Annotated in this window: 12 protein-coding genes; 7 read left to right on the top strand and 5 right to left on the bottom strand. The window is 47.3% G+C overall.

Annotated elements, in window-relative coordinates; genetic code table 11:
• A partial coding sequence (locus ACR2PX_RS07775) for a hypothetical protein (RefSeq protein WP_433998786.1) occupies positions 1-728 on the top strand: 728 nt, incomplete at its 5' end.
• 98 nt (positions 729-826) lie between these two features.
• Positions 827-1,546, top strand: a complete 720-nt coding sequence (rph, locus tag ACR2PX_RS07770; protein ID WP_433998785.1) for a ribonuclease PH — start codon at positions 827-829, stop codon at positions 1,544-1,546.
• Between the two features lie 32 nt (positions 1,547-1,578).
• Here the strand turns inward: rph and ACR2PX_RS07765 are convergent, their stop codons facing one another.
• Both ACR2PX_RS07765 and ACR2PX_RS07760 read right to left on the bottom strand, forming a co-directional pair.
• Positions 1,579-2,145 carry a Fic family protein gene (locus ACR2PX_RS07765; RefSeq protein WP_433998784.1) on the bottom strand — a complete coding sequence of 189 codons (567 nt, stop codon included), beginning with the start codon at positions 2,143-2,145 and terminating at the stop codon, positions 1,579-1,581.
• Between the two features lie 146 nt (positions 2,146-2,291).
• A complete protein-coding gene (locus tag ACR2PX_RS07760) occupies positions 2,292-2,921 on the bottom strand; it encodes a hypothetical protein (RefSeq protein ID WP_433998783.1) in 630 nt (209 codons plus the stop codon).
• A gap of 145 nt (positions 2,922-3,066) precedes the next feature.
• Between ACR2PX_RS07760 and ACR2PX_RS07755 the strand changes: the two genes are divergently transcribed.
• On the top strand, positions 3,067-4,953 hold the full coding sequence (locus ACR2PX_RS07755) for a hypothetical protein (protein ID WP_433998782.1): 1,887 nt from the start codon (positions 3,067-3,069) through the stop codon (positions 4,951-4,953).
• A 114-nt stretch (positions 4,954-5,067) separates the two neighbouring features.
• On the opposite strand, the gene ACR2PX_RS07750 is transcribed toward ACR2PX_RS07755, so the two are convergent.
• Positions 5,068-5,844 carry an exodeoxyribonuclease III gene (locus ACR2PX_RS07750; RefSeq protein WP_433998781.1) on the bottom strand — a complete coding sequence of 259 codons (777 nt, stop codon included), beginning with the start codon at positions 5,842-5,844 and terminating at the stop codon, positions 5,068-5,070.
• Between the two features lie 821 nt (positions 5,845-6,665).
• On the opposite strand from ACR2PX_RS07750, the gene pyrE reads away from it, so the two are divergent.
• Both pyrE and ACR2PX_RS07740 read left to right on the top strand, forming a co-directional pair.
• Positions 6,666-7,310, top strand: coding sequence for an orotate phosphoribosyltransferase (gene pyrE / locus ACR2PX_RS07745; RefSeq protein WP_433998780.1), 645 nt, complete (start codon positions 6,666-6,668; stop codon positions 7,308-7,310).
• Positions 7,307-8,350: a hypothetical protein gene (locus ACR2PX_RS07740; protein ID WP_433998779.1), complete on the top strand. Its 1,044-nt coding sequence runs from the start codon at positions 7,307-7,309 to the stop codon at positions 8,348-8,350. Before pyrE ends, ACR2PX_RS07740 begins: the two co-directional genes overlap by 4 nt.
• 5 nt (positions 8,351-8,355) lie before the next feature.
• Here the strand turns inward: ACR2PX_RS07740 and slmA are convergent, their stop codons facing one another.
• Positions 8,356-8,946, bottom strand: coding sequence for a nucleoid occlusion factor SlmA (gene slmA, locus ACR2PX_RS07735; RefSeq protein WP_433998778.1), 591 nt, complete (start codon positions 8,944-8,946; stop codon positions 8,356-8,358).
• A gap of 284 nt (positions 8,947-9,230) precedes the next feature.
• Positions 9,231-10,136: an acetylglutamate kinase gene (argB, locus tag ACR2PX_RS07730; RefSeq protein ID WP_433998777.1), complete on the bottom strand. Its 906-nt coding sequence runs from the start codon at positions 10,134-10,136 to the stop codon at positions 9,231-9,233.
• A 192-nt stretch (positions 10,137-10,328) separates the two neighbouring features.
• Here argB and ACR2PX_RS07725 point away from each other — a divergent pair, with 192 nt between their 5' ends.
• Both ACR2PX_RS07725 and ACR2PX_RS07720 read left to right on the top strand, forming a co-directional pair.
• A complete protein-coding gene (locus tag ACR2PX_RS07725) occupies positions 10,329-11,048 on the top strand; it encodes a hypothetical protein (protein WP_433998776.1) in 720 nt (239 codons plus the stop codon).
• Positions 11,049-11,133: 85 nt separating this feature from the next.
• Positions 11,134-11,808 carry a hypothetical protein gene (locus ACR2PX_RS07720; RefSeq protein ID WP_433998775.1) on the top strand — a complete coding sequence of 225 codons (675 nt, stop codon included), beginning with the start codon at positions 11,134-11,136 and terminating at the stop codon, positions 11,806-11,808.
• Positions 11,809-11,832 lie beyond the last annotated feature (24 nt).

The following is an 11,832-nucleotide window of genomic DNA, read 5'->3' as shown; positions in this document are numbered from 1 at the left end:
GCATTGATCTTCTGCGTCTGTTTTACCCTTCTTTGGTGAATAGCAAAAAATCAAAACCCTATTCTGTAGGTTTCATGCATTCAGGAGGTGAAAAACCTCTCTCTAATCAAGAAATCACGGATTCAGGCCTTGGTCTAACAACCAGCTACGCTCGCGAAGTGGATTACGAGACCTTCATGGAAGTTGTTCAGTCCTGCTCTGAAGTCAAATTTGAGCTGGGACAAATGTCCACGCATATCAGTCACTCTCATAATCTGAAACCTTTCCCATTGAATGAAGTTATTGATGGATTAGTTTCGTACTCGAAGCAATCCAGACACTCGGACAGGAAACTCTATGACAATTCCGGTGTGGTTGGATTTGATCAACAGACTGGGGGGAAATGTCAGTTAAAGTACGCGTTCAAGGAAGAGCAAAACCTGGTCGGCATGAAATTTAATGACGGGAGCCAGTGCGTTTTAGGTTATTCCGAAGGTTTACCAGATCTGGCTTGTACAAAAGTACATATTAATAGAATGGGTCAACACGCCTATAACAATGACAGCAGCCATGAAGATGAATACAGCGACTGGAGATGGAATTGGGATGGCTATGAGCATCAAAGCCACTGTGACTGGTCAGATTTTCGATGGTGGTATAACCCGGAAAACTATCACCAGCATTATGATGGAAAAGCATGGCGGCACTGGAGGAAATGGCATAAACCTCACAAGCGATGCCATTGGTGATTGGCAACAAAGTATCATTTTCATAGTAAACATAGAGCCCGCAGCCTGCCTTGGTTATAATTCCGCTTTTAATATCCCTGGCGGTAGAAGGTAAGACCATGCGGCGTCCTAGCGGAAGAACTGCGGATCAGTTACGCGACATCAAAATCACTCGTGAGTACACCATGCACGCCGAAGGATCAGTGCTGGTTGAATTTGGCAATACCAAGGTGATCTGTACGGCGTCTGTCGACAAGTCAGTTCCCCGCTTCCTGAAAGGTTCGGGTCAGGGCTGGGTGACGGCAGAATACGGCATGCTGCCCCGTTCTACGACAGATCGTATGGGTCGGGAAGCCTCCAGAGGCAAGCAGGGTGGCCGAACACTGGAAATTCAGCGCCTTATAGGTCGCTCCCTGCGTGCTGCAGTGGATCTGAAGAAACTGGGTGAGAACACCATCACCATCGATTGCGATGTTATTCAGGCAGACGGCGGTACTCGCACAGCATCAATTACCGGCGCCTGTGTGGCACTGGTTGACGCCATTCGCCATTTGCAGAGGAAAAAGATCATCAAGAATGATCCATTCCTTCAGCTGATTGCTTCTGTTTCTGTGGGTATTTACCAGGGCAGTCCGGTTCTGGACCTGGATTACCCGGAAGATTCCAACGCTGGAACAGATATGAATGTTGTCATGACAGAAGAGGGTGGTTTCATTGAGATTCAGGGTACTGCTGAAGCGGCACCGTTCAGTCAAAATGAAATGATGGCTATGCTCGCTCTGGCTAAAGCAGGTATTGACGACCTGGTTAAGCTGCAAAAAGAAGCTCTGGCAGAGTAGGCTATATCCAGGCCAGCCTGCTGGCCTGGAATCTATTGCATATCACTACTATTCAACGCTTCCAGCAACGGCTCCAGATAGCCCATATTTTTTGTCACTTCTTCGGAACCACGCTCTGGAAACGCATACCCATGTAATTCATTCTCTCTGGCCAGATAGAGACAGTTCTGACTGCCACCATGCAACTCTTTTAGCAACGTTTCTTCATCATGGAGCTGCACAATATTGGGATCTTCCATAATCAGTGGAGGTAACCCAAATCGAATCAGTGCATTATTCGCAAGTAACATAGCGGTTCTGAGGTTGGCATCAGGAAATGGGTGGATTTGCATGTATCTGGGCAACATCCAGGCTATAGCCTTGTATATGTCTTCATTGGTCTGAGCTTCAAGCAGAAAGTTATCAAACTCACCCAGCACATACTCAAGCAGTTCTTCGGTATACATAGCAGGTGCAGACTGAATCTGAATGCATTGATGCCCGTCCCGCTCCAGGGCTTCAAACATTAACCGTGCCGTTTCTTCATCTTGAATGACGGCAGGAACCAGGTTCTGCAAACGACTCAGCAAAAACAATTTAACATTTTCCTGATATTTCATAGGCCCGGATACCGTGATGACATTCTTTAGCTCACTGGTATCCAGTAAGTATTCAAGAATATCACTGCCTATAGGAACATCGGTTATGCTTCCTTTGGAAACATCACGATGGCGGATAAAGAACAGAGGTTCCTGAAATCGCTCTCCTATGATTTGCTCAAACTCTCCTCTATACTTTCAGCCTGAAGCAGCCCTTTACCCGTGTGAATCAGATTCTCCTCAACAACAGGAAATGAAACCCCCACCCGATCAAACTGACCACCCTGACGTCTGACTTTGATTCGGGCATTCTGGAGATAGCTATCCCCCATGACCATTTGATGAAGAACCCTGACAACCTCTTTGGAGTTTGGCAAACCTCCCTGCTCAGCATGAAAGACCAGCGTTGCCAAAGCTTTAGACATTTTAGTGACACAGCCTGGCTCTCTTCTCTCATAGTTGGAGGCACCCTGCTCTCTTTTCAGCAGTCTTCCATCAATAAACAGCCTGAGTAGATCCACTTCTGAGCGTTCAGCTATACCCTTGAGCCACTGCACCCCCTTAGTTCCGTTTTCCTGGGGTAATTGTTTCAACAACAGGGACATCGTTCTGATGTGGCTGGCCTTGCGTGGCTTTGGGGGAGGAGGTGCCTTATTACCTGTCGTTGGGATTTGATTGGGTTTATCTGTTGTTCTGATCGCCCGAGAGTTATGACTTCCCTCTTCTTTTCGATCATTTTCCGGCAACTGAGTGTAATTTTGTACAGAGCGACCAGGCTCAATGGGCCTATTGTCCATAATGAAAGTCCTTTTACCATCATTGCTTGATTATAGAGAACAGTGCCCTGCGTCCAGAAATAATGGCCCCCTCCGCATTTTAAGATGCCCTCAGATTCAACAGGCCGACATTCAGCCGACAGCATTGAAAAGAAGGGCCTATTACATGGATGGAATTGATAAGAGCCAACCGCCTTCTGGTGGAAAAAGTCGAAAAATTTCAGAAGCTGACAGTCCGGATAAAGTAAAAACCCCCATGGGGGATTTATCTCCGGTATCGGTGGGAAAGAGGTTTCCTGCGTCAGGCAGATCTGAACGTCATCAAAGTCTGGATGAATATGAGATCAACCTGTCACCTTCTCAATCCGTCATCACTGAAAACAGTGACTCTGGTATAGGCACGTTATCCAGCAACAGCGCTTCATCTCTGGATCAGTCATTTCCCCAGACCCCCGAAGAGCAACTGGAAAGGTTGCTGCTGGCATCGAGACATCATCTGGGTGATGGGTTTGATAGCCGTCTGTTTCTGAGTGGCAGAGGTCAAGAACCGTTTAATCAGGTTGATTACCTCGCAGATTGGCTGCTGGATAATATCGCCTCGCTGCCTTCTGACTCTGAATCAGGCGCATTAACCAAACTACTGACCACTTTAAAAATGACTGAATCGGATCCGTCCCGAAACAAAGAGATCTCGCCATACAGCTTTGCCATGCGCTCGGCAATATTGTTGGCCAGTGAAAAGTCGGGAGCCGGGATCGAATCCTGGGAGGCTTACACCAAACAGCCACCCGGAAAGAAAGTAATGAAGCTCTCTGGCCCTGATTTCTGGCCATGGGTCGAAAAACACACCAACTGGGTGCCAGAAGCCCAGGCCGCTTTTCTGAAATACGTTGAAACAGCGTATGTTGCTGCCAGAAAACTTTCATCGCTTCATCAGGAAAATCAGGTCGTAGCGTACAAAGGTGGTTTTGGGGCAGGGAAGACCTCCCATGGCAAAGAAGCTTTTGGTAGCGATGAAGATGCTCAACCCCTGTTCGCTGGAAGCATTGCGCCTGACAGTGCAAAGAGTGTCATGCGAAAAGCCATGCCACTTTCCCACGGTACAGTGCATCTTCAGGGCTCTAACATGGCCTTCAATCTCTTTGATGGGTTAATCCAAAAATCGGGTATGGGTACCATTATCTATGACACATCCCTGTCCAGAGCCAAAGATATTGAGGATATGATTGGCAAATCCGTCCAGGCAGGGAAGCCGCTCAAGGTTGTGGATATAGCCCGGGACGACAAAGCCAGAATGCTGGCTGTTTTAGGTCGTAGAGTAGTGGATAATGACCCCCGAATCCCGGTTGGCTTTTTATTAGCTGGCGCCAGCAGAGACCGATCCGGTCGGGCAGAATGCCTGAACACCGTTCTGAATAGTAAAAAATCTCATCATATTGATAAGAAAACAAAAGAATCTACAGAGCTGGTTCACCGCTATGAATTCCATTGTGCTGATCAAACCGGATCGGACCGGCAATGGCTTGTTACTTTAAAATCATCAGAGCCACCGGAATGGAACCCCAACCTGCCCGAGGAAGAGATTACCCGCCGCCTGGCCAGCCAGGGCATTCGTTTTAACTCTACTTCCGGACGCTTTGAATCACTGAGTCCTGGCGAAGACTGGAGTGAAGTGATGCGAAAAGAACTGCATAAATCGCCTCGAACACTGGTCAGCAATCTTTCTAAAGGGGAGGCGGATATACGTCTTCAGCAATTCATGGGCAGAACCATTCAGTTTGATCGCCCCATGGCTGGCAGATCAATAGAAGAAGCCTACTATTCGATGTCTCTGCCTTTGACGCTTGCTATACCCAAAGATGCCTTTCTGGATGCGTTTTCGGTTCTGGATCAGGACACGGCCCAGCAACTGATTCATGACATGCACGAAGCTTCGATAGCAGAGCATTCCATCAGCTATTTGGATGTTCCAACGATTTTTGCTTTGGAGTTCAATCGATACCTGACCAGTATTCCAAGCAGCTGGCCTGAAGGCTCGGATGGAAGAGCATGAAAAAAGCGTTTTTTTTCAATAGCTGAATTGTTCAGTGGGTGGGGGTAGCAGAGGTGAACACAGAAAATGATTTCATCCAGAAAGATGAAATCATTCTCATGTCAGGAGTTCTGATCAGCTCTCCAGTTCCCAATCAAAATCAATAATGACAGGGGCATGGTTGGAGATAACCTGATTTTTGTAGATGCCGCCATTCAGTACACGATGACGCATCCCGGCAGTGATGATCTGATAATCGATGCGCATACCCAGGTTATCATGGCGCAGAAACTCATCCTGCCACCAGCTGTACTTGCCCGACTCACGATCCACTTCACGATAGGCATCAAAGAAGCCCATATCACCCAGCAGACCTTCCATCCAACCACGTTCTGCGGGCTGAAAACCGGAAATTTCTTCAGAATCGCGCCAGTTGGCTACATCGATCTTGCGATGAGCAATGTTCCAGGTACCCGCCATAATGAACTCACGACGCTTACGGCGTTGCTTGTTCAGGTGATGGGAGTAGTTGTCCAGAAATCGGTATTTGAAGTTCTGGCTGGCAGCATCATGACCTTCCGGAACATACATACTGGCAATACTGATCTTGTCAAAGTCAGCCTGAATATACCGTCCTGTTTCATCGGCCTCAGGAAAACCGAGACCACTGATAATGGCTTTTGGAGCCTGACGTGTATAAATCGCTACACCACCACGATCTTTCCTGTCGTAGCCGCCGTAGGCGTAACAGAAGTATCCATCAAGCTGATACTGATTTTCCTCCATTGCAAACTCATCCTCACGGATATCCTGCAAACAGATGACATCGGCATCCTGGTCCATTAACCAGTCAAACAGGCCTTTTTCACGCGCGTTTTTTATGCCTTCGCAATTAAAGCTGATAACTCTCATTATTGACTACACCTTGCCTGGACCAGATTTGGCCCGGCATAAAGCAAAATACCTGATCGGGTTGTCGACCTGAGTCAACCACCATCAAAACAGGCTTAATCCTGCATCTGCCTCACACCAATGACTTGGGAGGCAACTTATAACCTGAATAGCTACAAACTGCTCTCCATAACCAATGCACTGCTTCCCGGAGTCCCGGTCAGCTTTAAACGGCCCTGGTTAAACCATGGAAATGACTTAAATAGTTAAATGGGCTGCATTTCCACGATAAAAAGTTCAATTACACAGAGTACAGGAAAAGAGGGAATTTTAACTGACGAATGATACAGGGTTGTCGCCGATATGTTTATCCGCATAAATGCGACCCCAGCTTCTCAAAACATCACAGCAGGATACTGCCATCAGTGATCAAAACATTATTTTTGGTTTTTCTCATTTAAAGAAACCACACGGAGAATAGCTGCACCGGAGGATACTTGGCAAAAGTATTTTCCAAATTGATTCATCCTATACAGTTTATTGACCTTTTTATCGAAAGATCACCCTGAAATCACAAGACAAAAGTCGTTTGTCATTCTTTAAAAAATATCATACCCGTTTTATGCAACTTTATGACATTTCCGTACCAGGCAGCAATGAATCATGGTGCAAGCTACTACTGCGTTATAAACGCGAGTCTCTTAATAAACCGCCTTGAGCTAAAAACCCAGCGCTTTGAAATGGCAACCCATCCGAACCAAAAAATAGTGACAGAGCCTGCAAGAGCTGAATTTTCACGGTAAAATACAGCTACATTTTTACGAACAGGCACTTGATACATCATGCTCGATTATCAGAGAGAGTTTCTCGACTTCGCCTTGAAAGAACAGGTTATTCGCTTCGGTGAGTTTACGCTCAAATCCGGCAGAAAATCGCCCTACTTCTTTAATGCTGGCCTTTTCAATACTGGCGAAGCCATCAGCAAAATGGGGCAGTTCTATGCCCACGCTCTGGTCAATGCCGGCATCGAGTACGATATTCTTTTTGGCCCTGCCTACAAGGGCATCCCTCTGGCCACTGCTACAGCCATAGCATTGTCTGAGCATCACAGCCTGAGTACGCCCTGGTGTTTCAATCGCAAGGAAATCAAAGATCATGGCGAGGGGGGCAATATTGTCGGGGCTCCTCTTGAGGGTCGTGCGATCATTGTCGACGACGTCATTACAGCTGGCACTGCTGTTCGAGAAGTCATGGAAATCATTGATCAAAGCCCTGCCAGCGCTGCCGGTGTCATGATTGCCCTGGATCGTCAGGAAAAAGGCAAGGGTGAAATGTCAGCAATCCAGGAAGTTGAAAGAGATTTTGGCATTCCTGTGATCAGCATTGTGACACTTAACGACCTTTTGTCGTATGCTGAGGAGAATAACGACATAAAAATGTACGCCCCTGCCATCAGGGAATATAGGGAACGCTACGGAGTCTCATGAAACTCCCCACTACTTTTTGCTATACAAATGCAGCTCTGCCAGGTGCGATCACCCTTACCGTGTTTCGGGTGGTTGGATCTTCCGTGAAGCTGCATTTTCGGCTCATGGCTGTTTGCTTAACCGTTCTGACACTTTCTGCGCCTGCTATGGCGCAGAATCTGTACCGTTACATCAACAGTCAGGGCAACCCGGTCATTGCCACAAGCCTGCCCTCTGGCCAGGTCGATAAGGGCTATGAAGTGATTAATAAGTACGGTCGTGTCGTACAAATCGTTTTGCCCAAAAGGGATACGGATCAGCAGGCAGCATTGGCCAAGGAAGAAGCGCGCCTGAAATTTATTCAGACTCGCAAAGATCGTGACAGAGAGTTGATGCGGCTCTATTCCACACCTGAAGAAGCCCGTTCCGCTCTGCAACGCAAAATTTCTGAAATGCAGACTCAGCTTGAACTGCTTGAGGGCACCAGCCTGAGGCTGAGAAACACTCTGAACCGAACGAGGCAGGAAGAGAAAAGTCTGCAAGACGCAGAAAAACCGATCCCTGATGCCCTGTCCAAAGAGATTGCAGCAAAAACAGATCGACTCAATCTGAATGAGCAGCGAGTCCATATCTTGAAGAATGACCGGGAAAAGCTCAGACTTGAATTCCATGCAGACATTCAACGGCTCGAAGACTTATTAAGGCAGAAACACCTTCAGGAAGGTGTCGTTGAGCAACCTCATATCACCGAAAACCTGTTAGCAGGAAACTGGCAGACGCGTGACAGCTTCTGGCTTGACTGGTTCCTGAACAGTGACGGTACCTTTCGCTCCAAACAAAGAGAGCCATCAACAGGCAGGTTCGTTGAAAAAACGGGAACCTGGACGCTGGATAGCACTCAGCTGATCTTTCTGGTTAAAAACAAGGCTACAACCGACAGTCGGGGTAAAATTAAAACACGACGAGTGTCAGAAGAAATCCAGAGCAGGATTCTGGAGGCAGATACCCGCTCGATGGTGGTATTTCTCGAAGGCTCGTCAGTCACACTGAATCGCCCCTGATCCTTCTATCGGAAAACAACGGTCTCAAGCACTTCCCACTGGGCTGGCCAGTGCTGTGTTGGCTTACGCTTGAACTCACTGCGTACAAACTGGCAGATACGCCCTTCAGCAATTGAAAGCAGCATATTGGCTGTTGTATTGAGCGTAACTTGAGGCCTCAAGCCCTCGTTCAATTCAGCATCTCTCAGTACCTGTTTGATCTGGGTTTCCAGTCGATCAAACAGTTTGACGACTCTTTGCCTCAAACGATCAGGCTCTCCAGTCAGAGCATCGCCTGTGAGAATACGGGTTAAACCGGGGTTTTTCTCACAAAAGCCAAGTAGCAGAAGCAGAATCTTTCCACAGCGCTGCAAAGCTTGTTGCTCTTCTTCTAATATCAGATTAACTCTTGAGAACAGAGTGTCTTCTATAAACTCTATCAGCCCCTCAAACATTTTGGCCTTACTGGGAAAGTGGCGGTATAGCGCAGCTTCTGATACCCCCACTTCCTTGGCCAGAGACGACGTGGTAATTCGCTCTCCGGGGGCATTTTCCAGCATATGGGCCAGTGCCTGCAGAATTTGATCCTTTCGGGAAACTTTCCTGGTTTTATCCATTACTTCTCGACACCGTCTTACTATTTCCGTGAAAAATTTTTCGTCCTCCAAACAGCCCTGAGCCAAAAATGCCGCTAACCTCTGACTATTAAGATAACTACTGTGCACGAAATAGCGGTATTTTCATAATAAAAGCGACGAAAAATTGTTTCAATCGCTCATGGCTGTTTCCAATGGCAATACCACTTGCTCAAGCTCTCTGCCATTATCCATTTTTTACCGTGATAACCTTCCATCACTAACGGCTGCAGAAGGTTAGGTCAGGAGCCTGTCAAACTTAAGGCTCACGGCTGACCGTCTGTAATCAGAGTACCTACACCCTGATCGGTCAGAAGCTCCAGCAACAAAGCATGAGGGACTCTGCCATCAATAATATGCGCCCGGTTTACCCCATTGCTGACGGCGCTCAGTGCACACTGAATTTTTGGCAACATACCGCCATAAATAGTGCCGTCAGCAATCAGTTTCTCTACCTGCTCGGAGTCCAGCCCGGTCAACAGCTCGCCGTCTTTGCTAAGCAACCCCGGAGTATTCGTCAGCAGTAACAATTTCTCTGCATTGAGTGCTTCCGCAAGATGACCAGCTACCAGATCAGCATTGATGTTGTACGACAAACCCACATTATCGACGCCAATAGGGGCAACAACTGGAATAAAGTCTGAGTTCTGAAGCATTTCAACGATACTGGTATCAATGGATTCTACTTCACCGACATGACCGATATCTATAATTTCCGGTGCTGACATTTCAGCCGTCTTGTGAGTCACTTTCAGACGACGAGCCATGATGAATCGACCATCCTTACCCGTAACACCCACTGCACGACCACCGTTGTTATTAATCAGCGTGACAATTTCTTTGTTAACCAGTCCACCCAGCACCATCTGGACAACATCCATAGTGCTGGAGTCTGTCACTCTCATGCCTTGTACGAAGCGAGTCTCAAGGTTCAGACGCTCCAGCATGGATCCGATTTGAGGACCACCACCATGTACAACAACAGGGTTGATGCCCACAGCCTTCAGCATCACCACGCCCTGGGCAAAAGCATTTTTCAGCTCCTCACTCTCCATAGCGTTGCCACCGTACTTGATCACTATGGTTTTGCCTGAAAAGCGCTGCAGGTAGGGCAAAGCCTCGGTCAGCACCTGAGCCCGGTCATGCAGTGGTAGCAGAGTTGTTTCTTCCATTAATCCTCCTCACATCGGTCAAAACACAATCAGCCGACTTTGTTGATGGTTATGATGGCTCATTGTGTTGTGAGACGGTGCAGATTAGCAGATCGACATCGCCTAGTGAATGTTCCAGAACAAGCATTACAGCAAAACAGAAACTAATATGTACCTCTTGTGATTGAGAGACTGCTTGTTGGTGGAATTGCAATGCCTTTTATTGCTCCTGTATTGATAATTGTGTTGAGTTGCTTTCTTTCTTCAAAAGCCTGTTCCAGGTCGACACAACCCTCTCAGAATCTTGTCCCCACTACAGAACAGTTAATACTGTCTGGCTGGAAGTGGGTGGATGAACAGCACCCCTTAACGGCCAAACTTTACCCTCTGAATCAAAATCAGAGCATTTGCCTCCATCTGGATCAGGCCACCGGTCAGTCGTATCCTGGTGTTTTGGAATTCACGGGCAGACCCTACAAATCCCCGCCTGTTTGTCAGTTTTTAGATGGTGAAAAGTCATACTCAACCCGAAGCTTCTGGGCTTTAGGAGCGAGTCTTTTCTACTATCTGCTACCTCAATGGCAACACACTGGATTGGTCCACTCACAACTGGGTATTTCTGATCCCATGAGAAATATCTGTATGATTGAAGATACTCTTTCTGACACCTTTCAGGTTGGCTTCAAGTCTGACGATATTTCGGGATGCATCGTAGAGGGTGGGCTCTACCCTGATTTTGTGCATTTTCATCATCAGGGATTCTCGGCGCTCAATCAGGCACTCAACTATTCAGTCTGGGCCGCCGTCACCATCACTACTGTCGTCGCCTTCACGATTTCTGTTGTGATCCTGGTTTGCATTGTGCCAGATGAACTCTGGGGCAGTGGCGCTATACGAAGGGCAAGAGAGGCGACCACAATCCAGGGCTTATAAAAACCTGAAGGACTGACAAGAAATTCATTCGCTCAAAAGTAAACCTGCCATTATGAAGCGACGCATTTGATCAAGGAGCTGACTTTTGAACGTTCAGGTAAAACTCTTTCTGTCGCTTCTGTTATCCATGATGGTTAACAAACTCCATGGCTTTCCCGTCCCGCCTTTCAGCCAACCTTCTCCTTCAATTTCAGAGCACCAGACCTATCCAGAGTTTCCTCCTGGCCATCTGCCCGGACAGTGGCAATGGCTAAATGCGACCTCAACGCTACCTGATGATGTAGACAGGATGCCTGACAACAGGGTTCTTTGTCTGACCTTTGAATCCGATCATCATCTTTGGATTCCCGGCACCGTCAATGAGCCCGAGACAGCAGGAAATGAAACATTAAAATGTACTTATTTTTTTGAGAAACAGAAGCAGATGACCGAATCCTTCTGGGTTCTGATCAAACTCAAGGGGCAAACGATTACTCTGGGTTATTGGGTTCTCTTCAGGAACAGTTTCCCGACGCTAAATCCTGAAAGCGAACTCTGTATCCATAAATCAGAAAGCGGGGCTTTTATTCCAGGTCTGACCCGTAGAGATGAATCAGGAGAGTACTGTGAGTCCAATCAGGATTACACCGATTATCTAACCGCTTATTATTTTGAACGATCGATTAGCCCGGTTTTATTTATGCTCTCAGCAGAAGCTGCTGTGATACTGCTGATTATCACAAGGATGTTTTATTTCTATAAAACCAGCAAGCGGGATTAGGCAGCGGCAAGCCGCTGCCTGCAC

The sequence above is a fragment of the Endozoicomonas sp. genome (genome assembly GCF_051008435.1).
In the GTDB taxonomy this organism is placed as follows: Bacteria; Pseudomonadota; Gammaproteobacteria; order Pseudomonadales; family Endozoicomonadaceae; genus Endozoicomonas_A.
Note: the sequence above shows the minus strand (reverse complement) of the source record. Positions and strands in the feature narration are given on the sequence as shown.

Bases quoted from the DNA above. Each gene is read 5' to 3' on its own strand.
- ACR2PX_RS07750 (WP_433998781.1), bottom strand. From the start codon at position 5,844: ATGAGAGTTATCAGCTTTAATTGCGAAGGCATAAAAAACGCGCGTGAA.
- ACR2PX_RS07760 (WP_433998783.1), bottom strand. From the start codon at position 2,921: ATGGACAATAGGCCCATTGAGCCTGGTCGCTCTGTACAAAATTACACT.
- ACR2PX_RS07755 (WP_433998782.1), top strand. From the start codon at position 3,067: ATGGATGGAATTGATAAGAGCCAACCGCCTTCTGGTGGAAAAAGTCGA.
- argB (WP_433998777.1), bottom strand. From the start codon at position 10,136: ATGGAAGAAACAACTCTGCTACCACTGCATGACCGGGCTCAGGTGCTG.
- ACR2PX_RS07765 (WP_433998784.1), bottom strand. From the start codon at position 2,145: ATGAAATATCAGGAAAATGTTAAATTGTTTTTGCTGAGTCGTTTGCAG.
- pyrE (WP_433998780.1), top strand. From the start codon at position 6,666: ATGCTCGATTATCAGAGAGAGTTTCTCGACTTCGCCTTGAAAGAACAG.
- slmA (WP_433998778.1), bottom strand. From the start codon at position 8,946: ATGGATAAAACCAGGAAAGTTTCCCGAAAGGATCAAATTCTGCAGGCA.
- ACR2PX_RS07740 (WP_433998779.1), top strand. From the start codon at position 7,307: ATGAAACTCCCCACTACTTTTTGCTATACAAATGCAGCTCTGCCAGGT.
- ACR2PX_RS07725 (WP_433998776.1), top strand. From the start codon at position 10,329: ATGCCTTTTATTGCTCCTGTATTGATAATTGTGTTGAGTTGCTTTCTT.
- rph (WP_433998785.1), top strand. From the start codon at position 827: ATGCGGCGTCCTAGCGGAAGAACTGCGGATCAGTTACGCGACATCAAA.